The organism is Comamonas sp. A7-5, from assembly GCF_039581385.1.
GTDB lineage: Bacteria > Pseudomonadota > Gammaproteobacteria > Burkholderiales > Burkholderiaceae_C > Comamonas > Comamonas thiooxydans.
The window spans coordinates 66571-90852 of the sequence record NZ_JBCPWO010000006.1; the positions used below are offsets into that span (position 1 = coordinate 66571).

The 24282-nt window shown below is 60.8% G+C and carries 36 protein-coding genes; 22 read left to right on the forward strand and 14 right to left on the reverse strand.

Features of this window, described 5'->3' with window-relative positions; translation table 11 throughout:
- Nucleotides 1-7 precede the first annotated feature (7 nt).
- Entirely contained in the window at nucleotides 8-295 is a 288-nt protein-coding gene (locus AAIL67_RS12810) for a hypothetical protein (protein WP_343484154.1), read from the forward strand.
- Nucleotides 296-371: 76 nt separating this feature from the next.
- On the opposite strand, the gene AAIL67_RS12815 is transcribed toward AAIL67_RS12810, so the two are convergent.
- The 14 genes from AAIL67_RS12815 to AAIL67_RS12880 form a co-directional block, all read right to left on the reverse strand.
- The gene (locus AAIL67_RS12815) at nucleotides 372-1007 is read right to left on the reverse strand and encodes a phage virion morphogenesis protein (protein WP_343484155.1); all 636 of its coding nucleotides are present in this window, start codon (nucleotides 1005-1007) and stop codon (nucleotides 372-374) included.
- Complete coding sequence (locus AAIL67_RS12820; RefSeq protein WP_343484156.1) at nucleotides 1004-2197, reverse strand: phage minor head protein; 1194 nt, start codon at nucleotides 2195-2197, stop codon at nucleotides 1004-1006. Before AAIL67_RS12820 ends, AAIL67_RS12815 begins: the two co-directional genes overlap by 4 nt.
- Before the next feature lie 8 nt (nucleotides 2198-2205).
- Nucleotides 2206-3735 carry a DUF935 family protein gene (locus tag AAIL67_RS12825; protein WP_343484157.1) on the reverse strand — a complete coding sequence of 510 codons (1530 nt, stop codon included), beginning with the start codon at nucleotides 3733-3735 and terminating at the stop codon, nucleotides 2206-2208.
- Complete coding sequence (locus tag AAIL67_RS12830; protein ID WP_343484158.1) at nucleotides 3728-5257, reverse strand: hypothetical protein; 1530 nt, start codon at nucleotides 5255-5257, stop codon at nucleotides 3728-3730. The genes AAIL67_RS12825 and AAIL67_RS12830 overlap by 8 nt, the downstream gene beginning before the upstream one ends.
- Entirely contained in the window at nucleotides 5254-5817 is a 564-nt protein-coding gene (locus tag AAIL67_RS12835; RefSeq protein ID WP_087084184.1) for a DUF3486 family protein, read from the reverse strand. Before AAIL67_RS12835 ends, AAIL67_RS12830 begins: the two co-directional genes overlap by 4 nt.
- A gap of 3 nt (nucleotides 5818-5820) precedes the next feature.
- Nucleotides 5821-6129: a hypothetical protein gene (locus tag AAIL67_RS12840; RefSeq protein WP_087084185.1), complete on the reverse strand. Its 309-nt coding sequence runs from the start codon at nucleotides 6127-6129 to the stop codon at nucleotides 5821-5823.
- Nucleotides 6119-6457, reverse strand: coding sequence for a hypothetical protein (locus AAIL67_RS12845; RefSeq protein WP_343484159.1), 339 nt, complete (start codon nucleotides 6455-6457; stop codon nucleotides 6119-6121). Before AAIL67_RS12845 ends, AAIL67_RS12840 begins: the two co-directional genes overlap by 11 nt.
- 1 nt (nucleotide 6458) lies before the next feature.
- Nucleotides 6459-7031 (reverse strand): DUF2514 domain-containing protein, encoded by a 573-nt coding sequence (locus AAIL67_RS12850; protein ID WP_343484160.1) that lies wholly within the window; start codon nucleotides 7029-7031, stop codon nucleotides 6459-6461.
- Entirely contained in the window at nucleotides 7028-7570 is a 543-nt protein-coding gene (locus tag AAIL67_RS12855) for a lysozyme (protein ID WP_343484161.1), read from the reverse strand. Before AAIL67_RS12855 ends, AAIL67_RS12850 begins: the two co-directional genes overlap by 4 nt.
- Nucleotides 7571-7751: 181 nt before the next feature.
- The gene (locus tag AAIL67_RS12860) at nucleotides 7752-8234 is read right to left on the reverse strand and encodes a hypothetical protein (protein ID WP_343484162.1); all 483 of its coding nucleotides are present in this window, start codon (nucleotides 8232-8234) and stop codon (nucleotides 7752-7754) included.
- A 1-nt stretch (nucleotide 8235) separates the two neighbouring features.
- Nucleotides 8236-8784, reverse strand: a complete 549-nt coding sequence (locus tag AAIL67_RS12865) for a hypothetical protein (protein WP_343484163.1) — start codon at nucleotides 8782-8784, stop codon at nucleotides 8236-8238.
- A 38-nt stretch (nucleotides 8785-8822) separates the two neighbouring features.
- A complete protein-coding gene (locus AAIL67_RS12870; protein ID WP_343484164.1) occupies nucleotides 8823-9209 on the reverse strand; it encodes a hypothetical protein in 387 nt (128 codons plus the stop codon).
- A gap of 15 nt (nucleotides 9210-9224) precedes the next feature.
- Nucleotides 9225-9704: a hypothetical protein gene (locus AAIL67_RS12875; protein WP_343484165.1), complete on the reverse strand. Its 480-nt coding sequence runs from the start codon at nucleotides 9702-9704 to the stop codon at nucleotides 9225-9227.
- 32 nt (nucleotides 9705-9736) lie between these two features.
- Complete coding sequence (locus tag AAIL67_RS12880; protein WP_343484166.1) at nucleotides 9737-10192, reverse strand: helix-turn-helix domain-containing protein; 456 nt, start codon at nucleotides 10190-10192, stop codon at nucleotides 9737-9739.
- A gap of 103 nt (nucleotides 10193-10295) precedes the next feature.
- On the opposite strand from AAIL67_RS12880, the gene AAIL67_RS12885 reads away from it, so the two are divergent.
- The 21 genes from AAIL67_RS12885 (at nucleotide 10296) to AAIL67_RS12985 (ending at nucleotide 24272) form a co-directional block, all read left to right on the forward strand.
- On the forward strand, nucleotides 10296-10499 hold the full coding sequence (locus AAIL67_RS12885; RefSeq protein ID WP_087084191.1) for a hypothetical protein: 204 nt from the start codon (nucleotides 10296-10298) through the stop codon (nucleotides 10497-10499).
- Between the two features lie 27 nt (nucleotides 10500-10526).
- A complete protein-coding gene (locus AAIL67_RS12890) occupies nucleotides 10527-10835 on the forward strand; it encodes an HTH domain-containing protein (protein WP_140401060.1) in 309 nt (102 codons plus the stop codon).
- 26 nt (nucleotides 10836-10861) lie between these two features.
- A complete protein-coding gene (locus AAIL67_RS12895; protein ID WP_343484167.1) occupies nucleotides 10862-11851 on the forward strand; it encodes a hypothetical protein in 990 nt (329 codons plus the stop codon).
- Between the two features lie 9 nt (nucleotides 11852-11860).
- Nucleotides 11861-13666: a hypothetical protein gene (locus AAIL67_RS12900; RefSeq protein ID WP_343484168.1), complete on the forward strand. Its 1806-nt coding sequence runs from the start codon at nucleotides 11861-11863 to the stop codon at nucleotides 13664-13666.
- The gene (locus tag AAIL67_RS12905) at nucleotides 13663-14853 is read left to right on the forward strand and encodes an AAA family ATPase (protein WP_343484169.1); all 1191 of its coding nucleotides are present in this window, start codon (nucleotides 13663-13665) and stop codon (nucleotides 14851-14853) included. Before AAIL67_RS12900 ends, AAIL67_RS12905 begins: the two co-directional genes overlap by 4 nt.
- Nucleotides 14854-14865: 12 nt before the next feature.
- A complete protein-coding gene (locus AAIL67_RS12910) occupies nucleotides 14866-15036 on the forward strand; it encodes a hypothetical protein (protein WP_176391677.1) in 171 nt (56 codons plus the stop codon).
- Entirely contained in the window at nucleotides 15036-15203 is a 168-nt protein-coding gene (locus AAIL67_RS12915; RefSeq protein ID WP_343484170.1) for a hypothetical protein, read from the forward strand. The genes AAIL67_RS12910 and AAIL67_RS12915 overlap by 1 nt, the downstream gene beginning before the upstream one ends.
- 96 nt (nucleotides 15204-15299) lie before the next feature.
- Nucleotides 15300-15533, forward strand: coding sequence for a hypothetical protein (locus AAIL67_RS12920; RefSeq protein WP_343484171.1), 234 nt, complete (start codon nucleotides 15300-15302; stop codon nucleotides 15531-15533).
- Nucleotides 15534-15563: 30 nt separating this feature from the next.
- Nucleotides 15564-16181, forward strand: a complete 618-nt coding sequence (locus AAIL67_RS12925; RefSeq protein WP_343484172.1) for a DUF3164 family protein — start codon at nucleotides 15564-15566, stop codon at nucleotides 16179-16181.
- Nucleotides 16178-16882: a DUF2786 domain-containing protein gene (locus AAIL67_RS12930; protein ID WP_343484173.1), complete on the forward strand. Its 705-nt coding sequence runs from the start codon at nucleotides 16178-16180 to the stop codon at nucleotides 16880-16882. The genes AAIL67_RS12925 and AAIL67_RS12930 overlap by 4 nt, the downstream gene beginning before the upstream one ends.
- A 3-nt stretch (nucleotides 16883-16885) precedes the next feature.
- Nucleotides 16886-17167 (forward strand): hypothetical protein, encoded by a 282-nt coding sequence (locus AAIL67_RS12935; RefSeq protein WP_343484174.1) that lies wholly within the window; start codon nucleotides 16886-16888, stop codon nucleotides 17165-17167.
- Entirely contained in the window at nucleotides 17164-18150 is a 987-nt protein-coding gene (locus AAIL67_RS12940; protein WP_343484175.1) for a recombination-associated protein RdgC, read from the forward strand. Before AAIL67_RS12935 ends, AAIL67_RS12940 begins: the two co-directional genes overlap by 4 nt.
- Nucleotides 18151-18476: 326 nt before the next feature.
- Complete coding sequence (locus AAIL67_RS12945) at nucleotides 18477-18899, forward strand: regulatory protein GemA (protein ID WP_087084199.1); 423 nt, start codon at nucleotides 18477-18479, stop codon at nucleotides 18897-18899.
- 77 nt (nucleotides 18900-18976) lie between these two features.
- Complete coding sequence (locus AAIL67_RS12950) at nucleotides 18977-19330, forward strand: Mor transcription activator family protein (protein WP_343484176.1); 354 nt, start codon at nucleotides 18977-18979, stop codon at nucleotides 19328-19330.
- 110 nt (nucleotides 19331-19440) lie between these two features.
- On the forward strand, nucleotides 19441-20463 hold the full coding sequence (locus AAIL67_RS12955) for a hypothetical protein (protein WP_343484177.1): 1023 nt from the start codon (nucleotides 19441-19443) through the stop codon (nucleotides 20461-20463).
- A 31-nt stretch (nucleotides 20464-20494) separates the two neighbouring features.
- Nucleotides 20495-21451 (forward strand): hypothetical protein, encoded by a 957-nt coding sequence (locus AAIL67_RS12960; RefSeq protein WP_343484178.1) that lies wholly within the window; start codon nucleotides 20495-20497, stop codon nucleotides 21449-21451.
- A gap of 12 nt (nucleotides 21452-21463) precedes the next feature.
- Nucleotides 21464-21988, forward strand: coding sequence for a hypothetical protein (locus tag AAIL67_RS12965; protein WP_343484179.1), 525 nt, complete (start codon nucleotides 21464-21466; stop codon nucleotides 21986-21988).
- Between the two features lie 99 nt (nucleotides 21989-22087).
- A complete protein-coding gene (locus tag AAIL67_RS12970; protein WP_343484180.1) occupies nucleotides 22088-22480 on the forward strand; it encodes a DUF2190 domain-containing protein in 393 nt (130 codons plus the stop codon).
- A 20-nt stretch (nucleotides 22481-22500) separates the two neighbouring features.
- Entirely contained in the window at nucleotides 22501-22995 is a 495-nt protein-coding gene (locus AAIL67_RS12975; protein ID WP_343484181.1) for a DUF1320 domain-containing protein, read from the forward strand.
- Nucleotides 22995-23450 carry a hypothetical protein gene (locus AAIL67_RS12980; RefSeq protein ID WP_343484182.1) on the forward strand — a complete coding sequence of 152 codons (456 nt, stop codon included), beginning with the start codon at nucleotides 22995-22997 and terminating at the stop codon, nucleotides 23448-23450. Before AAIL67_RS12975 ends, AAIL67_RS12980 begins: the two co-directional genes overlap by 1 nt.
- An 18-nt stretch (nucleotides 23451-23468) precedes the next feature.
- Nucleotides 23469-24272: a hypothetical protein gene (locus tag AAIL67_RS12985; RefSeq protein ID WP_087084207.1), complete on the forward strand. Its 804-nt coding sequence runs from the start codon at nucleotides 23469-23471 to the stop codon at nucleotides 24270-24272.
- Nucleotides 24273-24282: the final 10 nt, after the last annotated feature.

Here is a 24282-nt window from a genome sequence, read left to right on the forward strand (position 1 = left end):
CGACGCAATGCAAACCGATCGTCGCTCCCTTCTCAAAAGTCTGACCGCTGCAGGTCTGGCTGTCTCCGGCATAGGCTGGGCACAGGCTGCCACCTCCGCTGCAGGCCGCACCGCCAGCGCAGCCACACGCTCTGCCGAGGTGCTGGCCGTGACCTCCTCCATGCACGCCAGCGCGCTGGACAAGGCCTTTGTGGCCGGTGTTCAGAGCACGAACCGCAGCGCGGTGCACACCGGCCTTCAAGGTCTGGACAGCGTGAACGGGAGTGAGATAAAGAAAGAGGGAGAGATGAGATAAATCGGGATGTGGTGGGACTTGCCGGGCCATGGTGGGATAGGAACCTGCAATTAGCTTTCGCCACAGAAAACACCAATTACTGACCGAATGCACCTCGTAGAAATCGGTCCACCACATCCATGATTGAGGTCTCGGCCTCGGGTTGCAGTATAGGAGCCTCGGGCGGGCCGCTGAATGGCAAATACGGCCGCGCCGGGATCTTGATGGTGTACTCGCCGACCTCGTGCCAACTCTCACGCGCCCGCTTGTGGCTATCGCGGGCAAACACAGCCAGGTTGGGGTTGCTAGCCTGGCGCAACAGATTGCCCTTGGCATCCGTGCGCAGCCGTACCTTGGTCGAATAGGCCGCGCGCTTGATCTCACCACCAAACTGCTGGATGGCCGCATAGTCCGAGGCCGCACCGCCAGCTGCTATCAGGGCAAAGTCGGCACCGAAGTCGGACGTGACGCTGGCGGTCAGGATGCCGCTGTCCTGCAGCATCATCAGTGTGGAGCTGCCCTTGTTACGGCGCGTGCGCTCCTGGATAGTGGACTTGGACAGAGGAGCCCAGTGCGGCCGCCCTTGGGCTTCAAAGTTGCCCTCTGTCACGCTCTCCAGGCTCTGCGCAATGCCCCGGTAAAGATCCGTCGGGTTGTCCAGGATCGCTGCAGCACGATCCAGCCGGCGAACGGCATCGCCGATATCAATGATGATGTCGATCAGGCCGCTCATAGCGCTGCAGCGATATCGGCATCAGCCATGGCCTGCTCCAAGGTGAGCCGCTCCACGCTGACCACTGCCAGGCTGTCGCCAGATGCCTGGGCCCGAACCACCGAAACCATCTCGCCCTGGCGCAGCACATAGATCAGCTGGCCAGCGCTGCGCACCAAAATGCCTTGCTCAATCACCAACTGCGCGCCTGCATAGTCGGCCGTGGCAGACCCTGCTGCTCGCACCACGGCGCTGGCCAGCGTGCCAATGCGTGAGGCAGCTCCAATGGACTGGGCATCTGCAGGTGGTACAGACACAAGCGGCCAGGCGCCCGTGGGGGCCTGCAACCACTGACCAAACTGCGGCTGGCCCGCCATATCACGCACTGCAGCCTGGCTGATGGCAGGCGCTGCCTGTTCCAGCTTGCCGGTCATGACTCGGTCTAGATTGGCTTGAGATGCCACGCCTGGGTTGTAATCCCAGCCAGGATCTGGCCGGAATGTACGCGGCTGGCCACGCTCGTCCATATAGCGCACGACTTGCACCTCCATCGTGTCGCCATCTTTGTTGACTGGCACTCGGATCGTGCTGATGGCTTGGCTGCCATCTTCAAGAGCCACACCAAGCGCCCGGAATTCGGCTTCTGTCAGCGCCTGGACACGACACCGGCATCCCCAGCCATTGGGCGGCCAGATCACCTGCCAGATCGGGTCATCCCAGCGCCATACCTTGCCATGCAGGGCCCGATGGGCGGGGCGCGTGCGCCCGTCCAAGATGGCCACATAGCGCCAATACGGCCTGTTTTCCACATCGGCCAGGTAGCGCTTGTAGCGTCCGGCCATATAGGCCGTCTGCACATTGGTCTGGAAAATGGTGCGCAGGCGCCGGTTGCTGCCCAGCTGCGCCGTGGTCAGCTCACCAGTCTCGCCGTCCAGCACTTCCTGGCGGCCCCACCAGCCCAGGTCCTGCAGCTTGGGCCGCAGAGCCTTCTTGAAAGCCTCGAAGGTCTGCCCCTCACCGATGGCCTTGTCCACCTCGGTGCGAATCGCGGACAGTACATCCAGCGTCGTGGCCTTGGCCACCGTGAACGCAGCGGCGTGGGCATCCCGTGTCATGTCGGTCCAGGACCAGGTCACCTGCAACCCCTTGGCTCGGAAGTACTCCGTGGCGTCGGCTGGCTGCAGCTTCAGATTGGCAGCAATGGTCGCCATGGCGTCCCCTATGCCTCAACGGCACGGCCGTAGGCCTGGCCGCCAAAGATCGCCGAGGCGACCAAAGACTGCAGCTTGGCGCTGTCCATCTTCGGAAAAGCCTTCTGCACCACAGCCAGGGCATCCTCAAAGTTATCGGTGGCCTCAATGGCTTCAAACAGCGGCTCCAGCAGGCCGCGCATGGCGTCCTGTAGCTCGGCATCGTCAATGGAGGCCAGCGCCTGGTCAATGGCGTCCTGGCCCTGCACGCCGTTTGCTTCGGAAAAGCTGGGGCTTGCGGGGTCAGCATTGGGGGGCGTTTCTGTTGTGCCAGGCACACCCTTCTTTTTGGTCCAGCCGTCCCCATAGCGCTCCTTGACATAAGCCTCTGACGGCTCGAAGCCCAGGTCGGCGACATTCTTATCAGTTTCCGACTGTGCCTTGGTGTCCTCATCGGCTTTGATCTGGCGATACACCTTGCAGGGCTCCAGGCCATTGAAGTAGCAGATATGGTCGAGCAGCTGCTCCTTCAGCGTTTCTGTCAGCAGATCGCTGTCGCCCTTGGTCAAGCCCAGGCGCACCGTCTCGCGTTCCTTTGCAGCAGCGGCTACTGCGCCACCAGCCTTGCCGCGCGGGGACTCGCCGGTCCAGACGGCCGCAATCCAGTCGTCCATGTACTCAGCCAGCTCACGTTCGGAGCTGATGCTGCCGCTCCCTGCCATCTTGCTTTCCAGTAGCGAGATATCCATGCCCTGCGGCGTCATCAGCACGCCGTCGTTGCTCATGGCACGCAGCGCACGGAACAGTGTGTCCTTTTCCTTGGGACCGGCACCGTTGGGATATTTGCCCCAAGGCATCGGTGAGCCAGTGCGGGCCAGGCGCTTGTTCCAGGCCACGATGCCGGCGCGCTTGAAGAACACCGGCCAGTAGGTTTGCAGGCCCAGGCCCATGCCATATGGGTTGTCGTCCTGCGGATTGACCCGATGCACGATGAATTTGCGCTCTGGCAGCGCACGGCCGCGCAGCATGTCCTCGCGTGTCAGCATGCGCAGTTCAGGGGGGCGATCAGCGGTGTCCTGGATAAAGGTAAAGCGCCGCTGGGCCCGCTGGGCAAAGCGCTTGGGTACCCACCTGCCATCCGACACCGTCCAGATGATCTCGACAACTTCCATACCAGTGAGCAACGCATCCATCAATTGCTTGCACAAGTTGTCGAAGCCGCAGCCATCCAGGATGTCATGCATCGTCTTGGCATCTTCATCCGCCTTTGTGGACGACGTGATGGGCGTCACGGTCCAGTCATAGCCGACAAGGGCCAACTGCCGCTTTTGCAGTGAAGAGAACACCTTGCCGTCGCGTTTCAAGTCGCGGTAGATCTCGATACTGCCCTGGCCACGTTCCAGCAACAGCGGGTCATTGGTGCGCAGCACGCCCATGTAGCTGGATTCAAAGGGGTCAACCAGGCGGCTGGCAATTTCTGTTTCCAGCTCCTGCCGTGTCACATAGTTGCTCAGGTCCGGCGCTGGCCGGCTCGGCTGAGTACGGCGGTTTTTAGCCATAGAGGAATCCATTCATGTCATAGGCATCCTGGACGGGCCCACTGCTGGTGAACTCCATCGGGGCGCCAGCGTTGCGGGATGCGTGCCAGGCCAAAGCTGCGGCCACGGCTACGTCACCATGTCGCTTGCCCTTGTCGGTGCCAGTACTGCGGATATCGGGAATCCGTGGCACGCCACGTATCACCTGGACCAAGCGCAAGTCGGCCAGGGTGTCTGCATCTTTGGGAAGGCCATCCAGGGTGCCGTCTTCAAGCGCAGCCTTCAGAGGGGGCATGTTCTCCCGGTACCAAGTCTCGGAAAGCATGACCTGGTGGATGCGATCCACGCCATAGCGCTGCATTGCAACCTCGGCCAGGTACTGGCCATTGCCTCGTGCATCGAATGAGCCGCCGCTGAAGCGCGGTAGCCGATCCAGCAGATAAAAAGCCACTTGCTCCTGCTGTTTGAAGGGCACGTTGCGTAGCTCCACCGTGAAGGGCGGACGCCGCACCAGGTTGGGGTATTGGATGAGCGGCACATGCACCGACAGGTCGCCCGTACGCCCGAAGTCCTCGCCGTCGAAGCTGAGCACATCCTGCGGCAATGCCTCCAGAATGGGGGCCATCTGCGCCTGCAGCCAATCGCGGCATTCGGCTATGCGGATGTTCTCGGGCAGCACCTCGAAACCGGGCTTGCACTCCCAGCGCAGCACTGGCGTGTCTTTGGACATGCGCGACTCGATCAAAGCGCGCGTCAGCCATGAGCCGCTGCTGTTAGCGGGGATGCAATCCAGCTCTTCCGAGGCGCCATCGCCGTAGAAGGAATAGACCCCTGCCATCCATTCGGCCTCGTCCTCTGCAGTCCAAACCTTGCCCAAACGCATGCACACGCGCTTGTAAAGGCCCTCGGTTACGGCTTCCTGGAACGTTATGCGATGCACTGTGCCCTTGCGGCGCCCCGAGCGAATATCAGTCACCAACTCATTGAACGGGTTGTCCGTGCCGTTGTGCGTGCTGATCACGCGCACCTTGCCGCCCCAGATCAGCATGGCCAGGGCGGCCTTGAGCAGCTCGGCTAGTTGGTCGTGGAATGCCGCCTCGTCGATCACGATGGTGCCCTGTCGGCCGCGCAGGTTGGAGGGGCGGCTGGACAAGGCAACGATGCGAAAACCGGAGGCCGGAAACTTGATCGTGTAGGTCTTGATATTGCGGTCGGCTTCATCCTCGCCATCCCACATGCCTTCCTCGATCTCCCCGGCCGCGTAGTTGAACACCCGGGCCCACATTGCGCAGGCCTGGATGTACTCGATGGTCATGTCCTGGTTGTACGCGATGTAGTAGACGTTCTGGCCGCCCGCGCTGCGCGCCGATGCAGCCGAGAGCACGTTGTCCGAAGCCTCACCCCAGGTCAAACCTGTTCGGCGGGACTTCTCTATCACCTTCAAAGGCGATGGATCAGCCACCCAGCGCTGCTGGTAGCCCATCAGGGCGGCGGGCACCGCGCTGGTGGCCGTGTTGGGCGTCACAAAGGGAATGGAGGTCATGCGGCGATCCCCAGGATCTCGCGGCGCAGCTGCTCCACCGATTCGGCCGAGAGGCCGCCTTTCTTGGCGATCTTCTCGACGTTGGCTGCAGCTGCTTCAGCACGATCACGCACCTCGCTCTGAAACTTCTTCAGGCTCACGCTGGAGCGTGTGAGCGTGGCAATGTTCTTAGCGGCTTTGGAGAGCAGCTCCACCCGCTTGACTGGGTCAACATCCTGTTCACTGGCATCCTGCAGCTGCATGATGTACTCGAACAGCTCGGTTTGAACCAGGGCAGTGAGCGCGCCGCTGCGTGCGTCTTCATCGTCGCCCGCATGCTCCTGAATCAGCCGCGCAGCCTCGGTGCTGGCTCGGATGGCTTCCAGACGGCGCTCCAGTTTCTGGCCGAAGCGGCCAACGGCGGAACGGCTGGGCAGTTCGCCAGCACCTGCAGCGGCCGGGAAGCGCCCCTGCAGATCCTTGATCAGCTCGTCCAGCGTCATGCTGCCGGTTGCCAGCATGGCCGTGATGTATGCCTTGATCTCCGGGTCTAGCCGGTCGATGCTGCTTTTACGGGCCATGGCTTACCAGTACTTCTGAGGGCGAGCGATGCCTGGCTCGCAGTCCACGGTGTACTCGGCCACATCGACGCCGTACCGGGTCAGCTCGGCATGCCAAACGCCATTGGGCGCACGGTCCACCTTGACCAGCTCGCGGTCGTGCAGATAGTCCAGCTCGCGGCGCAGCTCCAGCGGGCTGGCATCCGGGTACAGGGACTGGGCCACCGACAAGATGGGCCCTTCCTGGGCACCCATCGGCCGGGCGTTGTTGAGCGTGAGCAAAATCAGCCAGCGCATGGATTCGCGGCGTACCTTTGCGTGATCAATCTGCATGATTCTGGTTTCCTCTCTTTGGCGCGGTACCGAGCATGGAGGCCATGGCATCCAGCTTGGCTTCAATCACTGTCTGGTTGCGGATGTAGTCGTCGCGCAGCACGTACTGCAGCGGCAGATCTGCCTTCCACTTCATCAGCTCTCTCTCCAGCTCCTGCGTGGCGCTGGCGTTGTTTTCCTGGGCCTTGACGATGGTTTGCATTGACCGGCCCAGCTCATCAAACCGATCCGAAAGTCGGCGCTCCTGTTGACCACTGATCACCTTTACCAGTGCCCACAGCGCTGCAATAAACAGAGCCGCAACCGTGATCACGTTGGCCAGCGTCATCTCAATAACCATCGGCCAGCTCCTTTTGTGTGGACACGGAACGGACGTAGCTCTGCAGGCCTATTACCTGGTTTGAGAGCTTGTCAGCAACGCCTCCCAGCGTTGTGTATCTGCTGCTGCACTCGCCGAGTGCATTGCGGGCGGCGGTGGCTCCATCAATGTCGGCGGCGGTGCAGGATTGCGGACCGGGGCCGGACAGCTTTGCAGCGGCGGCATTTGCGTTGAGCTGGGCGATAGTGGTGAGCAAGCTGCGATTGCGAGAAGTGGCAGCGTCAAGAGCAGCGCGCGAAGCCTGCTCACGTTGAGCCTGGTCATGGGCGATCCTTTCGGTTTCTTTTTGCTTGGCTTGCTCAGCGGCGCGGAGCGCTGTTTCGTCTGCAGCCCGTTTGAGTGCAGCCTTTGCGCTGGCCGCCGATTCAGCGGCTTGGCGCTTAGCTTCGGCCTGGTCCCAGGCCTGCTGCATGCGCTTGGCGCCTTGGGCGTCGCCTTGCGCAATCAAATGCGCATTCCACAGTTGCAGACCCGCACCGGCGCTGAACGCCAGCACCCAGAAAATCAGAATGCGGCCGGTCATGGCATGGGCTCCCCAAGGCACATTGCGTGCAGACGCTTGCGGTCCGTCCATACGCCTCGGCATGTGCGGTTGTCTGGGTGGCTGCATCGGTCGCTCGGCTTATTGACTGGGCCGGCGCGGTCGTAAAGCAGGATGGCTTCACAGGCGCCGACATAGTTCTCGGCCTGCAGGCGCTGCTTGATGGTGCTGGGGCCCGTGCGGTCGTTGTTGAAGCAGACCGGCGTGACGCCTGTGTTGTAGGCCAGGCCCACATAAGCATCCCATTCACGCTGCAGCAGCTTGATGTCGCCGAGGCAGCGCCGAAGGGCTATCTCTTTTTCATTGGCATCAGCACGAAGCCGAACCAGTGCGCGGTCGGGCGTTATCTTGTCGCCCATCTTGACGCCTCCAGTTGTCCCATAGCCGATGGTCGGCACCTTGGTGCCAAGGGCCGGATCTGGATACGCGTCTTCTCGGTAGCCCTCACGCTGGGCTATGTAGACCAGGCCGGACGCTGAAAGCACAAGGCCAACAATGCCGACTCGAATATCAAGTGCCATACAGCCCCCCTTGCGCCAGAGGGACTGTGGTGTGTGGTGTTGGGGATTTCATGCACGGCAGGATGCCGCGCAGGTAGCTCTGGCGTTGAGTAAAGCGCTTTACTTATTGCCGACTCAGGCTAGGCGCATCATGAATGCATGATCACCACCGACCTCATCTCCAGAATGCATGCAAATGCGTTCAATGCCGCGCAAGCGAGCCAGGTGCAGCTCCCACAGGTAATTCGAGCCCAGTGCGATCTGCTACTGGAAACGGGAGCTTCATTTGATGAAGCAAAAACAGCATTGCAGCCCCTTGTCGTGCAGCAGCTGGAAGGCCCTGGGGAATCGGCATAAGCGGGTTGCCCGCACGCTCATTCAGCATGGCAAGGACGATGGCTTGCTGGTGTCGTTCCAGCAAGATGCGCCATACAGGTGCCTGCTGCAACGCCCATGGCGTGGCCTTCAAAACAAGCTGCTCAATTGCATCATCAGCTGCAGCTTCAAACTGCTCCTGATAGGGCAGCGAACGTACCATTTCCAAAACCGGCCTAAAAACATCATTCAATGGCCACAAAGCCTCGACGACTTGCATGCCGCTCATGTGCTCTACTGCCACAGAGTTATCGAGAGGATGTCCGATTTCCCGGACCAAGTAAGAGAGAAACAGATCATCTGCAGCCATTTCAAGATCCTTGGTTTTTACTACTGCTCACGCCAGATGAAGCCGCCTCAATGGATTGCCTGATGCGTGCAGCTTCTTCTAAAACAGCTGCTTCAACTCTCTCAAAGGATTTTCTCCATTCAGAAGCGACCGTAGTCGCGTCATACGTCTTCTCGGTGTCATGAATCAACGTATCGGCGTCAGTGCATGCATCACAGAAGTCCTTCGCGACATCAAGCAGGTTAGGAATCATCACAAGCGCAATAGCGTATGCACGAGTTGCCGCAGTCGATAGTGATCCCTCAGAAAACCTGCTTTTCTTAGAGTTCACATAAAGCGCATCAAGAAGCCTATCTTGAGTTTCAACAATTGCTCGCCAAAACTCCTGGAGCTTGTCTTCAGCGTCCTTTTGCTTTCGGTGAACCTCGTTTCGTTGCCATTGCAGCAACTCCTGCTGCGCCATGCGTTCAGCCTGTTTCGCGGCACTGCGCATAGCCATAATCTGCGTCATCAATGCCGCCACGATGGCGCCGCCAGCACTGATAAGCGCAACCCATACAACATCACTCATGCAGTTTGTCTCCCTAACCGATTCATCTTGGCTTGCAATTACTTCAAGCAATAGGCATTCCAGTAAACCTTCTCAAAGGTCGTAGGTTTGCTTTCTGTGGGGTCATCCAATTCCATGATGGAGATGTCGAGAAGGTCATTTCCCTGCAGCCCTCTGACGACAAAGCGAGTGCCGCCTGTATAAGCCCCAAAGCTGTTTTTCCCGTCGATAGTTCCGCACGCAGCGACCTCAGAAATACCACTGGAATCGGCAGGCTTGCGCACAATAAAAGTCTTCCCGAACTTTGCGGAATCTGGGTCTTTCAGTTTTCGTGCGATGTTCTTTTCAGCTGTCCAGATGAAATTTTCATCGGCAGACCCGCAACCAGTTAAGGCAACAGCTGCAACCACAGCAGAAATAGCAGACTGCATCGAATTAATTTTCATTGTTTCCCCGCCCCTTTAGGCCCGCTTCTTAGTTTGACGCTCGCTTTTGATTGCCTCTGGATTGCGCATGACGGCATCCAGGTAGAGATGAACTCGATTGAGTTGGTCCGGCCTAAGGTGAATCACCATTCTTGTACCGAACTCTCGCTCCATGAAATTGAGCACGGTAATCCTGCTGCGTAGTTGATCCATCCGGCGCAGAACAGCAGATTGCTCTGACGATGTCGGCTTGATTGGATCTACGGGGGACGGAGGGCCTGAAGAGGCCTGGATGATTGTGATGTGGCTGATGTGCTGGTTGTGGTGATTGACATGGCTCACCACATCTCCATGCGCAATGCCTACTTGTAGGTTGCCTGATCCCGCGTCTATGGACTGATTTGGTACCTCTGGACCCAATTCGCAGTCATTGGTCGCAATTGTTGCCTGCCCAACGTCAGGCTTACGACCTACCAGCCCCCAACGGCGTAGCAGGCTCAAAATCACCTTCCACATCTGTCTTGTCCCCTCAATTCATCGCGCTTGGTTCAGGATTTTTTTACGCGGACATTGCCACCTGCATAGCCCACTTGAACCGATCCATCGTGCGTGCTTGTTTGATCGCCAACACGCACATTGCTCCCTGTGTGAGAGGCCTTATTTGGCGTGCTCGCGCCCAGGCCAGCAGATAGCAGTGCAGCTGTCTGGATGAGGTTGACGCGCGCTTCTGGAGTGCAGCTGCGATAGCTATTCAAGAGCACTTGCTCTGCTGGGTCTGGTGTGCCGTCCTGCTCTGGCGGCTTTGGTGTGCGTTGTCCCGTGACGATGTACAGGACGTCAGCGCCTGCTGAAGCTACCCCAGCCAGGAAGCTCGCATCGGGGACTCTCTCCCCAGTTTCATAGCGAATCAGTGCCCGTTTGAGCACGCCTCCTACGCCGCCAAACACCTCCTGGGTCATCCCCAGGCGCTCCCGCTCTTCGCGCAATCTATTTCCAATGTCCATATGAGCACATTTCTTGTTGCTGGGTGTCCAAATGGACACTAGAATCACCTACATCAACAGCGACACACACGGAATAACTGCGAAATGAGAAAGGGACGAGCTGATGACTCAATCCACCACGCAACCAACCGCTAACCAGATCAAACACCGTCTGCGTACAGAGCAAGGCTTAACGCTCAAGGCCTTCGCCTCCATGCATGGTTTCAGCTACCGCACTGTTTCTGACGTGGTGCGAGGCCTGCGCCACGGCAATTTCGGTGAGGGCCGAGAGGTCCGCATCAAGCTGGGCCTGCCCGTAAACGATTAACGCATTTTCACACTATTTCACGTGAATATGACACGAACTACTGATTACACAAACGCTGCCCAGCAGCGCCTGCTGCAGCTCATTGACCTGCTTGCTGGGCATGAACTGCAAGGCCTAGCCCCTACAGCAATCGCCCGCGCCCTGAACTGTTCGGGGACGGTGATCACCAGAGACCTAGACAACCTGCGCACAGCAGGCTGGGCTGAGCGCACACCCGACCAGGAACGTTGGCGCCTGAGCCCCCACGTCGTGCAGATCTCCCTAAAGCACGCGGCAGGCATCCAGGCAGGCCAGCAAAACATCAATGACGTCGTGCAGCGCTTCAGCCGCACCTGACCCGAAACCCATCTCAAGGAGTCGAAATGACACAAGCAGGACGCAAAACCCTCGCAGCAGCAGCCCCCGTGGCTGCAAACGCCGATCACGAAGCCATTAGCAGCGCGGTGGCTGCGGCCGACCAGATGGCCACTCTGCAGAAGAACTACGGCCAGGGCCGGGACCTGCTCAATCAGCTGCTGGGCCAAGCCCAGGCCTTCCAGGCATCTGCCAATTTGCTCCAAACGTTTGGAGTCTCAAAGCTGGCTTTTGTGAAGGAGAACAAGCTATATCAACAACTTAGCGGAATGGTGGCTCCAAACGGTTTGGAGCTGAAGGGCACCTGGGTCGAGTTCTGTGGCTTGCTCGGCATATCTGACGAAAAGGCCAACCAGGACATTGCCAACTTGCATTCGTTTGGCGAGGAAGCTCTGGACTCCATGCAGCGCATGGGCATCGGCTACCGCGAGCTGCGCCAGTACCGCAAGCTGCCCGAAGACCAGAAGCTTGCCCTGATCGAAGTGGCTCAGGCCGGCGACAAGGAGAGCTTTGTCGAGCTAGCCGAGGAAATCATCGCCAAGCATGCCAAGGAGAAGGAAGCTTTGAGCGCCCAGGTGCAGGAGCAGCAGGAAACCATCGAAGCCAAGGACCGCGTCCTGGCCAGCAACAGCGAACGCATCACAAGCCTCGAAGAAAAGACCGCCCGAGTTTTCAAGCCACGCCCAGGCAGCGAGGCGCGCACGGCTGACGAAGAGCTGCTGCTGGATGAAATCCAAGAATCCACGGCTGCATCCCTGCACGGCTTGCGCCGGCTCTTCACCGCAGCCGATGCCGCAATCATCGGCAGCGAGCGCGATGCTATCCAATTGGCAGCCCGCCAAGCAGTTGAGTTTCTGTGCCAGCAAATGGTCGATATCGCTGCCGAGTTCAACATCTCTGTTGACCTCGAAGAGCGCCTGCAACCATCTTGGATGTCGCCCGAGGCCCTGGCCGCTATGGAACAGCGCCAGGCCGAACGTGACGCGGCAGAGCAATAAGGCCAAGTCATGGATGCCATCCGCATGGAAGTCATCAACCAGGCAGCGCGTGAATGCGCCGAGGCGCCATGGGGCCAGACCGGCCCCATCGTGCAGCGAGCTGCCAATGTGCTGAACCTCTCGGTGCAGCGAACTACTACCTTGATCTCCAAGGCCTCGCGCGATCTGGGCCTGAGTGAGAGCCGCAAGCGCCGCAGCGATGCGGGCCAGTCTGCGATCAGCGACTCCGATCTGCTGCTCATCAGCGGCACGATGACGCATGACCGTCGCGCAGGCAAATGGATGCTGTCCTGCCAGGACGCCATCGACATGCTGTTCGATGGGGGCAAACTCGACACACGCCTGACCGCCAGTCATGTGAACCGTCTGCTGCGTGAGCGCGGCATGCATCCCGAGCAGATCAGCCGCCCGGCACCGTCCACCCGCATGCGCACTGAGCACATCAATGCGATGTGGCAGATCGATGCCTCGGTGTGCGTGCTCTACAAGACACCCAAGGGCGAACTGGTGCTGCTGGAAGAGGACGGCGTTCACTACAAGAACAAGCTGCACAACTACACGCGGGTCATGAACGACCTGCTGGTGCGCTATGTGGGCGCTGAGCACGCGAGCGGCGCTATTGGCACGCGCTTTTACCTGGGCGGCGAAACCACCGAGAACGCGCTCGACTTCCTGATGTGGCTGATGACTCAGCGCCAGGATGTCGGAGGGCAGCCTATGCCTTTCCACGGCGTGCCCTACATGCTCTATACCGACCAGGGTAGCGCGTTCAAGTCCGGGCCGTTCGCCAACTTCTGCCGCGCCATGGAGATTGACCTGCAGCACCACAAGCCTCGCAACAGCCGGGCGACGGGCCTGGTCGAGAACGCGCAGAACCTGGTCGAACGGGGCCTGGAATCCCGCTTGCGCTTTCTCGACCCCGAGAGCATCACCGTGGCACGGCTCAATGCTCTGGCCGAGTTGTGGATGCATGCGTACAACGGCACGCGAAAGCACAGCCGCCACGGCATGACACGCTATTCGGCCTGGGCCACCATTGGCTCCCAGCATCTGCGCCTGGCTCCATCCATGGAGATCATGCGCGCGCTGCCCGCCAGCATGGCGAAGACTCGCACGGTCACCAGTGACATGCGCGTCACATACGCCCTCAAGGGCCAGGGCAGCCAGGACTATGACCTGCGCTATGTGCCTGGTCTGTCGGCAGGCGACAAGGTGTTCGTGACGGTCAATCCCTTTGATGCGCCCAATGTGCGCGTCGGCGTGACCGACCGCGAAACCGGCGAGATCGTCTGGCACCAGGTGGAGCCCACGGCCAAGGGCTTCATGGGCTACGACGCATCGGCCCCCGTGGCTGGCAAGGAATTCAAGTCCATGCCAACGACCCCGGCGCAGCAGCTGCGCCAGGCGGTCGATGCGCAGGCCTACGCCAAGGACGGCAAGGCCGCGACAGCCGCCGAGGTGGAAGCAGCCCAGCGCGACAAGGTTGCTCCATATCTGGGCCAGTTCGACCCCCTGGCCGATATCAAGGCCAAGGCCGCCAGCCTGCCCACCTACATGCAGCGCCCTGGCACTGCCCATGAAGCTGCAGCGCCCAGCGTGGAGGCCGCACGCCTGTCCGTGGCCGAGGCCTGCAAGCGCATCAAGCAGGCCTTGAGCGAGCTTTACGACGCTGGCACTTATGCCTGGCTCACCGAGCGCTATGGCGCTGCAGGCGTGCCCGAGGACGTTGTCAAACAGATGATCTCGGCCCGCCGCGATCAGCAGAACACCGCACCAGGAACCACCGGCCTGCGTGCTGTGGGAGGCACCCGATGAGCACTCAAACCATCTTTACAGAGCTGTCCCAGACCCTGGGTCTGAGCCAGCGGGCCATCAGCCGCGAGTGCCGCATCAGCGCGGCCGGCCTGAATCGCATCGTGAACCAGGGCATCTGGCCCAAGTTCGACGCACGCGCACTGCGCAACCGTATTTGGGCATTCCTGGTCAGGCGTGGAGCCACCCAAGACCAGGCCGAGGCGGCGCTGCCGCCCTTGTCCAAAAAGTTGGCCCCGGTCGTTGGAGCGACCGAGGCCGTCCCCGAAGAACCGAAACCACTCAAGAACCCCGAGGAGGATGTAATGCTACTACCCAAGCAATCCCTGACTGAAAACGCCCGCAAGGCCTTTAGCCTGTTCACTGACCCCTTTGCCTCCGAAGTCACCCGCGATGAAGAGATGTTCGTCAACGGCGAGATTCGCTTTGTGCAGGAGGCTGCTTGGCAGGCAGCGCTGGGCGGCCGCATGGTGGCCGTCATTGGCGAGTCCGGCGCAGGCAAGTCCACGCTGCTGGGCGATCTGAAGGAAAAGATCACCCGCCAGCACAAGCCCGTGGTGCTCGTCGAGCCCAGCGTGGAGGGCATGGAAGACACCGACAACAAGGGCGAGACGATGCGCTCGGCGGATATCCACGCCGCAATCATCTACACCCTGAACGCCAAGGCCACGGTGGCACGCGGCAAGGAAAAGCGCTCGCGCCAGGTGCAGTCCTTGCTGGAAGAGTCCACCACCTCGGGCCGCAGCCATCTGCTGGTGATCGAGGAGGCCCACGCGCTGCCCATCCCCACGCTCAACCACCTCAAGCGCCTACACGAAAAGATGCGCCTGGGCCGCCGCCCCATGTTGGGCATCCTGCTCATGGGCCACCCCGAGCTGGAAGACAAGCTCAATCGCCACGACGTGCGTGAAGTGATGCAGCGCACCGAGATCGTTCGCCTGCGCCCCCTGGGCTCCGACCTGGCTGGTTATCTCAAGGTTCGCGCCGAGGCCTGCAACCGCAAGCTGGACGAGCTGATCACCGTGGATGGCGTCGACGAGCTGCGCAGCCGCCTCACAGTGAACGCAGGCAAGGACCACGTCAGCCTGCTGTACCCGCTCAACGTCAACAACTGGATGGTGGCTGCACTCAACGCAGCTGCAGAGATCGGCGCCCCCGTGGTCAATCGTGACGTCATTGCCGCAATGTGATGGAGGTTCGACATGCACACCTACTGCATCACGGTCACCCAATGCGCTGGGCGCAAGCCCAGCGTGGTGATCCTGGATTTTCTCAACATGACGGATGCCTTCGCATACGCGAACCAGAAATGGCCGACGGCCAGCAGCATCCACATCACGCCCATGCAGGCCTGCAAGAAGGAGCCCGTCTGATGCGTCGCCATATCCCCATCGAAATGGAGTGCCATCAACGCGCGCCCAGCCGCTTCGAGCGCTTCGCCCTGGTACTGCTGATCGCCTGCTGCATCTTCGGAATCGGTGCAGCAGGTGCCATGGCCCTGGGCTACATCAAATACAACTTTGGAGTCTGGCCGCTATGAGCATCGGAATTGGAATCCTGATTTTTCTGACGGGCGCGCTGACCGGTGGCGTCCTGGCCACTGTCGGAGCCATCGCCGCCATGGAGGGCTACTGAGATGCAAAAGCTCAATCTAACGCCTCGCCAATACCCCGGCCTGCCCGGCGAGAGCCGTCGCACCAAAGCACGCAAGCGCGCGGTCGCCGCTGCACCCCAACGTCCCGAAGGCGTGGTGGAGCCCGCCCGCTATGACCGCATGCGCGCCCCCGTTTGGGAGCCCGCCGCATCCACACCCACACGCCCCGGCGCACATGACTTTCAGCGCGTCGAGAGCCGTGGTCTGAGCTGCTGAAACCAAAGCCAACTGAAAGAGCACCAAATCATGACTACTGAAAACACCATCCCTCCCGGCTACTGGAAGAACGCCCGTGGCGACCTCGTGCCCGAATCCCGCGTGACCGATATCGACAAGCTGCGCGACCAGGTCGTGCGTGATCTGTGCGTGATGGCCAAGGAGCGCAGTGTCGGCCTGCGTGACTTCAAGCTCAACAGCATGCAGAACGTGGCCACGCTGGTCACCATCAGCATGGAGCAGTACGGCGTCAAGAGCGGCGGCGACAAGGGCAATGTGACATTGACCACCTATGACGGCGGCTTCAAGATCGTGCGCCAAATGGCCGACCACCTGGTCTTCGGCGAGCAGCTCCAGGCCGCCAAGGAGTTGATCGACCAGTGCGTGATTCGCTGGGCCAAGGATGCTGACGACAACATCAAGGCTCTGGTCACCCATGCCTTCCAGACCGACAAGGAAGGAAAGATCAACACGGGCCGTGTGCTGGGCCTGCGTCAGCTCAAGATCACTGACGAAGACTGGCTGAAGGCCATGCAGGCCATCACAGACAGCATCAAGGTGGCCAGTACCAAGCCATACATCCGCTTCTATGAGCGCAATGCTTCTGGCGGCTACGACCCCATCAACCTGGACTTGGCGGCCGTATGACACGCGACGAAGCACTCCAGAAAATCAAAAAGTGCCTGGCGCTTGCCGCCAGCCCTGAGCAGCACGAAGCCGCTGCGGCAATGCGCCAGGCGCAAAAGCTGATGCAGCAGTTCGGTCTGTCCGAGGTTGATGTCAGTCTGGCTGATGTTTCCGAGGTGGGGCAGAAGGCGGTCAACGCCCCGCTGGTTCATTGGGAAGCCTGGCTGGCCCATATCGTGGCGCAGGCTTTTGGCTGTGTGCAGTACACGTCTACCCAGATGGTGTTGGGGAGCAACTTCACTCGTCGTACACAGAGGAGTTTTGTGTTCGTCGGAGTTGGCGCTTCGGCCGAAGTGGCAAGTTATGCGTTTGAAGTGCTGTCTCGACAGTGCGCCAAGGGGCGACGGGCGCATATCAGCAAGCAACCCAAAACTTGCAAGCCCAAGACCAAGGTGGCCCGAGGTGATCTCTATGCCGAGGGCTGGGTGCATGGTGTGAATGAAAAGCTGGACGCATTCACGCAAAGCGAGACAGGGGCGGCTCTGATTACGCAGTACATGGAGCAGCGTCACCCCTCAATGGTTGAAGCCAAGGTCAAGGACCGAACCACTGGCAGGAACGTAAAGGAGGCGGACTTTGGCCAAGGATTCCGGGCTGGACGTGAAGCTGATCTGCACCATGGCTTGGGTGGCAAGCCACCGCAGGCTTTGATTGGAGGTTGAACCATGGCTGACAACACGCTCACTCTTATGTTTGTCCAGCGCGTCCAGGAATGGCATGAAGCCCGCTTGCAGGCTGCGCGGGACATTCAATCCAATGCCAAGGAAGGCACTACGGTCAAGGTCATTGGCGACTCAGGCAAGGAAGTGAAAGTCCAGCTCACCCAGCGTGAGGCAATGATCTTTTCTTTGGGCATGGACGCTGGAATCACCCATTTTGAAAAACTCCCGTTCGCCGTGAGCACCAAGAGCGATGAAGACGAAAACGATGAAGGAGATGAGGAATGATCAAGAACGCCATCACCTACCGCATCGCTCCCAGCTGGGCACCTGACCTGCAGGCGCTGGAGGCTGCTCTGCAAAAGACCCCGTTTACCGAGTGTGGCGCAACCCAGGAGCGCTCGGCCGGCTGGGTGCCGCCTCGCGGTGAGCAGCATGGTCTGCTGGCCGAATCCGTTGCTGGTCAGTGGATGCTGCGCTTCATGTCCGAAGCCAAGCTGATTCCCGCCAGCGTTCTCAACCGCAAGGTCAACGAGAAGGCCGAGCACATCGAAAAGACCGAGGGCCGCAAGCCCGGAAAGAAGGAAAAGCGCGACCTCAAGGACGAGGCCAAGCTGGATCTGCTGCCCATGGCATTCACCAAACAGGGCGCGATGTGGGTCTGGATCGACCCCCAGGCCCGCTTGCTGTTGCTCGACACCAGCGCGCAAGGCCGTGCCGATGAAATCGTGACGCTCCTGGTTGAGGGCCTGCCAGGCTTTGCGCCGGCCCTGGTCGATACACAGACCAGCCCACAGGCGGCCATGGCCCACTGGCTGGTCACGCAGGAGCCACCTGCGGGCTTTTCGATTGACCGCCAGTGCGAGCTGGTAGCGGCTGACGAGTCCAAGGCCGTGGTGCGCTATGCACGCCATCCTCTTGATATCGACGAGGTACGCAAGCACATCGAGCACGGCAAGCTGCCGACCAAGTTGGCCATGACCTGGGACGACCGCGTGAGCTTTGTGCTCACCGACAACCTGCAGCTGCATGGCATCACGCTGCTGGATGCGGTGATGGACGGGCAGTCCCAGGACGACGGCGGCTTCGACACCGATGTGGCCATCACCACGGGCGAGTTGTCGCGCATGCTCTCGGACCTGATCGAGGCCCTGGGCGGCGAAGGCCGCACCGGCCTCGGCGAGCTGCCCGCTTCACTGACCAAACAGGCGACAACAACCGGCCCCGCCGCTGCTCCTGCAGATACAGAACCGGATGCCGCTCCGTTTTAGCGCCACGACGCCCGGAAACCCGTTCAAAAACGTTCCAAAAGAAAAATCCAGGGGGATGCCGCAGCAAAGGCTGCGAGCCCCTCAGAAGCCCGGAAATCAAAACATGCCGTCAGAACTGGAAAAGCACTGCAACCACTGCGACGAAGACTGGCCCGCAGACCTGGAGTTTTTCTACAGCGATTCACGCGGGAAGTACGGGCTGCACTGCTACTGCAAAGCCTGTTACGCAGAACTGATACGCCCACCAGCGTCCCGCCGTAAAGCCCCACTCCCGCCGCAAGTCCGCCCCTCCGACTCCTTCGCCCACCTCCTGCTCAATCCTCCCTATGACCAACAACATTGCCGCAATCCACACCCTCAAGAGCAAGCTGCAGCTCTCGGATGATGACTACCGCGCGTTGCTGATGAACCTGACGGGCAAGTCCAGCAGCAAAGACATGACGCCTGTACAGCAGGAAGCTGTGCGTGACCACATGCAGCAGCTGGCGGTCAAGCTCGGTCTGGCCAAACCCACACGCAGCCGCCGCAACACATTCGCACAGTCCAAGCAGTCCGCCAGCCCCAAGGAGCGCAAAGTCTGGGCACTGTGGAACCAGCTGTACCGCGACGGGAAGCTGCGCGACAACAGCGCTGCATCGCTCAATGCCTGGGTGCAGCGCACGGTAGGTACCGCCGCGCTGCGTTTTGCCAATGGCGCCCAGCTCGACACATTGATCGAAGGTCTGAAATCCTGGGGAGAAAGGGAATAACGATGGCACGCAAATTTCTGACTGCAGCTGAAGCCGATGTGCTTACCGCGATCCTTCCGCCCGGAATGACCCGTGAAATGAAAGATGTTGCCTACTGCCTGTTTGAAGCCCTGGCCCTGATGGACGGTCGCGCCGGCCAGGCCAAGCCAGACCAGGCTTGGGCGCAGAAGCTGCAGGCCGTTGCCAATATGTCGGTGGTTCAGCTGCAGCACTTGGCCCACGAAAAAGGTGGCCGTACCATCTACCTGTCGCGCGGCCTGGCAATGCAGCTCAGTGCCCGCGACCGGGAGATGTGCGCAAAATTCCGTGGCAACTACGATGATCTGGCTGATGAGTACGACCTCACTCCAATGCGTGTCCGCCAGATCGTCGACACCTATCAACGAGAAATGTTTTTGAGCCGTCAGCAGCAACTGCCCGGCCTGGACTGATCCCAAGGGCGGCGCGCAACGCGCCAGCCCAACGCCCGGTGCAATGCCAGGCGTAATTGTTAAAGCGCTTTACTTACAGCGACAGCCCCGTCCGCAAGACCATGCGGGACATGGGCAACAAAACCACCCCCTCCCAATTCCCCGACGGCCTGGAGATCTTTCAAGCCGGATCTCGCGCGGCCACCAACGGACAGATCTATGTGATCACCGAGTCCGATGTTGCGGCCACGGCCGCTGCCTACGACCCTGCCGTCCACGAGGCCCCCCTGGTCATTGGCCATCCCGAAGATGACCACCCCGCCTGGGGTTGGGTCACCAAGCTGTCGGCCGATGGCGGAACGCTCAAGTCCAGCCACCAGCAAATCGACCCCTCGTTCGCCGAGTACTACGGCGCCGGCCGCGTCAAGAAGCGCAGCGCCGCCTTCTACCACCCCGAAGACCCGGCCAATCCGAAGCCCGGCGTCTATTACCTGCGCCACGTCGGCTTCCTGGGCGCCCAGCCTCCAGCCGTCAAAGGCCTGCGTGATCCCAAGTTCGCCGAAGGCGGAAACGACACCGAATTCGGACTCATCTTTTTTTCCGAGCAACCCACCCCCAACCAGGAGCACCCATCCATGACCGAAGCCGAACGAATCGAAGCCGAGCGCAAAGCCAAGGAAGAAGCAGAGCGCAAGGCTGCCGAGGAAGCGCAGAAGACCGCCACTGCCGTCGCTGAACGCGACCAGGCGCGCGCCCAGCTGGCCCAGTTTGCAGAGCAGCAAAAGCGTGATCGCCACACCGCCAACGTCTCGTTCGCGGAAAGCCAAGTCAAGGCAGGCCGCCTGATGCCCAAGGACAAAGACATGGCTGTCGCCACGTTGGACCGCCTGGCCGAGGTCGAGCCGGTCGAGTTCTCCGAAGGCGATACCAAACGCAAGGTCAGCCCCTCTGCCTGGCTACAGGAGCTGATCGCCGGCAGCAAGCCCTCGGTCGATTTCAGCGAACACGGTGGTGGCCATGTCCCCGAAGGCGAGCAAGGCAGCGCCAAGGGCAAGAGCGACGCCGATATCGACAAGGCCGCCAAGGCCTACGCCAACAAGCACAACGTGAGCTACGCCGAGGCGGTGAGCAAGGTTGTGTCGTTCGAGGGCTGATTCCCCCAACTTCCCAGAAGGAAACCACAACATGATGACGCTCGACGAAATCCGTCTCAAAGCCAATCCGGTCCTCACCAATCTGCTGCTCGGCCGTGGCCAGGGCACGATGGTGGCAGACCGCCTGTTCCCCCGACTGCCTCAGTCGCTGAGCACGGTGACCATTGCCAAGATGGGCGATGCCGCTCGCCGCCGCTACAACCTGCGCCGCGCGCCTGGTACAGCGACCAAGCAGATCACTATCAACTTCGAGGGCAAGCTCTACACCGTCAAGCAGCACGCGGTGGAAGTGCCTATCCCGCGCGAGCTGATCCGCGAATCTGACGAAGCCAAAAAGCTCAATCTCGCGCCCAACATCGGCATCTCCACCGTGGCCATGACCACGGCGCGCGATGTCCTGAACCTGGACTACGAGATCGAGGCGGCCGAGTTTGCCACCGACCCCAGCAGCTTTGCGCCCGGTCATTCCAAGGCCCTGGCCGGTGCTGAGAAGTGGTCCGCTGCCACAGGAACCCCCGTCACGGATATCCGTGCAGCATCCAACATCATCCGTAAGAAAGTCGGCCGCCGTCCTAACAAGCTGATGCTCTCGGCTGACGCTGAAACCGCGCTGATTTCCAATGCAGAGGTCAAGAGCTATCTGCCATCTACCCAGCTGGGCCCGGCCACCCATGACCAGCTCAAGACCATTCTGAACGTCAAGGAAATCGTCGTAGGCGATGCCACTTATGTGGACGAGGACGATGAGGGCCATGACGTATGGGGCAATGCAGCCGTGCTGGCTTACGCGCCCGACATCCCGGCCTCCGGTGAATTCAGCCTGGCAGAACCCGCTTTCGGCTTTACCAACGTCATCGAAGGCCATCCCTTCAGCGAAACGCCCCTGTACCGCGAATCGCAAAAGAGCTGGATCTATGGCGGCACCTTCGAGCGCGCGCCCAACATCGCTTACCCCGATGCCGGCTTCCTGTTCCTGAACCCGAACTAAGGAGCAGCCACCATGACTTTGATCGCAAAGATCCTCATCGTGGCCAGCACCGTGGGTGCCGGTGGGGTGAAGGTACGTAAGGAGTTCAAGCCCGGCGAAGAAGTGACGGGCCTGAGCGACCACGACGAGCGCGAGCTGCTGAAGATGAAAGCGCTGGCCGACACGGACCGTGAAGAAGCCAGCGACCAGTACGACGCCATGCGTGCTGAGCACGCGCAACGCGAATTCGAGCGCGAGCGCCAGGCCGTCCAGCAGCAGCGCGAGTCCACCCACCCGGCAGGCGCGGCAACACCTGTTGTGGGGACCGTGGTGGGCTTATCGCCAGAAGACAAGGAAAAGCTGCTGAAGGAACTCCGCGAAGGAACCACTGGCGGGGCGCTGATCCCCGAGCTGATGGAGCCTTTGGAGCCTGTGAAGGCGGCCCCTTCCGTGCCTGCTCCCTCGGCACCGCCTGCCGCGCCGCCTGACCCTGCACCAGAGCCGAAAGAGCCTCCCAAGGAGTCCCAGAAGGCCCCGCGCGGCAGCAAGCGCAACTGACAACCACCCCGAGAGAGAAGCTGCCCCCGGTCCAGGTCATGAGTACCTGGCCGGGTTGGGCCAGTAGGAAACCCTTTCACATCGACCTGGAGCGAAACCATGGCATCTCAGAACAACCCCGGCCGCCAGTTTGACAAGCAGCACGCGGTCACCATCGTGGCCACGGCCATCATCGAGAAATACCGCTTTGTCGGCTACAACGGCCAGCACGCGACCAGCGCAGGCGGCGTGAATGACTCTCAGGGCACCAGCGAGTACGGTGCCGCTGTGGGCGACGCCTTCTCGGCCATCACCAGCTATTCCGGCCTGGTGGAGGTCGCAGCAGGCCAGACCATCGCCTTCGGTGATCCGGTCAAGCCTGCGGCCGATGGCAGCGGCAAGGCTGCGCTGGGCGACTCCGATGACAACTGCGGCCGCGCCCTGGGCGCTGGTACCGAAGGCCACATCATCGAGGTCCAGATCCAGCGCCACGTTCACCCTGCAACGCCTTGATCTGACGGCAGGCCAATCGCATGAGCTACGCCACCGTCGCCGACATGGTTGCCCGCTTTGGTGCCCTGGAGCTGATCCAGCTCACCGACGTGGACAACATACCGCCCAGCACCATCGACGAAACCCGTGTCGGGCTGAAGCTGGAAGACGCCTCGTCTTTCATCGACGGCTATGTGGGCCAGGTCTACCGCCTGCCGCTGCAGGGCTGCCGCAAGCCCTTGATCACCGGCCAGCCCGTGGAATACGCCATGCCGCCCGTCCTGGTGCGAATGGCCTGCGATGTGGCGCGCTACTACCTGCACGACGACCTGGCCCCCGAAAACGAGGTGTACCGCCGCTACAAGGCGGTCATTGCCGAGCTGGATGCCATCGCCATGGGTAAGTCCATGTTGTCCTGCCCCTTGGGCGGATCGCCTGGCGCGCTGGTGGCGGCCGACGCCCAGCAAGGCACTGACGTGCATTTCGATTTCAGCCCACGCGCTGTGACAGACGACACCCTGCGGGGGTTCGGCTGATGCAAACGACCTGGAATTTTCTCGACGCACAGACCGGCATCGTCGACCGCCTCAAGGCCAAGACGCAGCCGTCCGACGGCAGCGGCTGGGCCCGACTGGTGGGCACCCGCAAGGAGCTGGCGGCCGTGGCCGAGGAAATGCAGGTCACGCCTGCCGTCTATGTCGTTTACGACGGCTTTGCCGTCCTGCCTGGCTCGGACGAGTACTCGCTGCAGCTGAGCCATCGCTGGTTGGTCGTCCTGGCCATCGGCAATGCTGCCAGCCAACGCGAGGCTGCTGCCCTCGACCAGGAAGCAGGCCCGCATCTGGGCGAACTCATCAAGGCCTTGCATGGCTACACGCCGCCGCAATGCAACAGCCCCCTAGTGATGTCCACACCGCCGAGGCCTTTCTATAGCCCGGCCAAGTTTGCCTATTACCCGCTGCTGTTCACCGTCAGCAGCATCCATTGCTAGTTTTTTTAGGAGAGAGAAATGGCTGAACGCAAATTCTGCTGCTTCAAGGGCCGGGGTGAAATCAGCCTGGTCGATTACCTGGCCCGCCTGGCGCGCACCGCAGGCTTCATTCCTGTCGGCAACGCGCCCAGCTTTGTGCTCAACGCGACCGAGACCACGGAAAACATCAAGGACTTCACCACGCCAGGCGGTGGTACTGCTTGCGCATTCCGTGAAATCGACGCCGTCAACGTCTCCCTGCAGCTGCGCTGCCACTCGCCGCGCAACTGGTCTATCGCAACAGGCGGTAGCGGCGATGACGTCGAGGTGGCAACAGCCGCCGTCGCCAGCGAGGAGCATGTGCTGTGGCCTGGCACCGTGGAGCCACTAGACCACCTGGCCGACGACACCGTGGCCATCGTGGTCAAGAGCGCAGACGGTCAAACGACCTATGACGTTGGCACCGACTACGAGATCACGCCGGCAGGCTCCATCAAGCTGGTCGAAGGCACCACCATCCCCGCACCGACAGTGGCGCAGGGCAAGGGTCAGCCCAACATCACGGTCAGCTACACACGACGCGAGCAGCGCCTGATCCAGCTGTACTCGCAGCCTCCCAAGCCTGTGGCGCTCCACTTCGATGGCTACAACGTGGCCGAAAGCCCCGTCCAGCCTATCCACTTTGACCTCTTCAAGGTGGTCTTTGGCCCGGCTGCATCCGTGAACATCATCAGCGACAACCTGGCCCAGCTCGAACTGACAGGTACCGTCGAGCGTGATTCCTCGCGCCCCCTGGGCACCTTGGCCAACCCCTTCAGCCAGTACGGCACGCTGAAGATCTGACGGGCGCGAG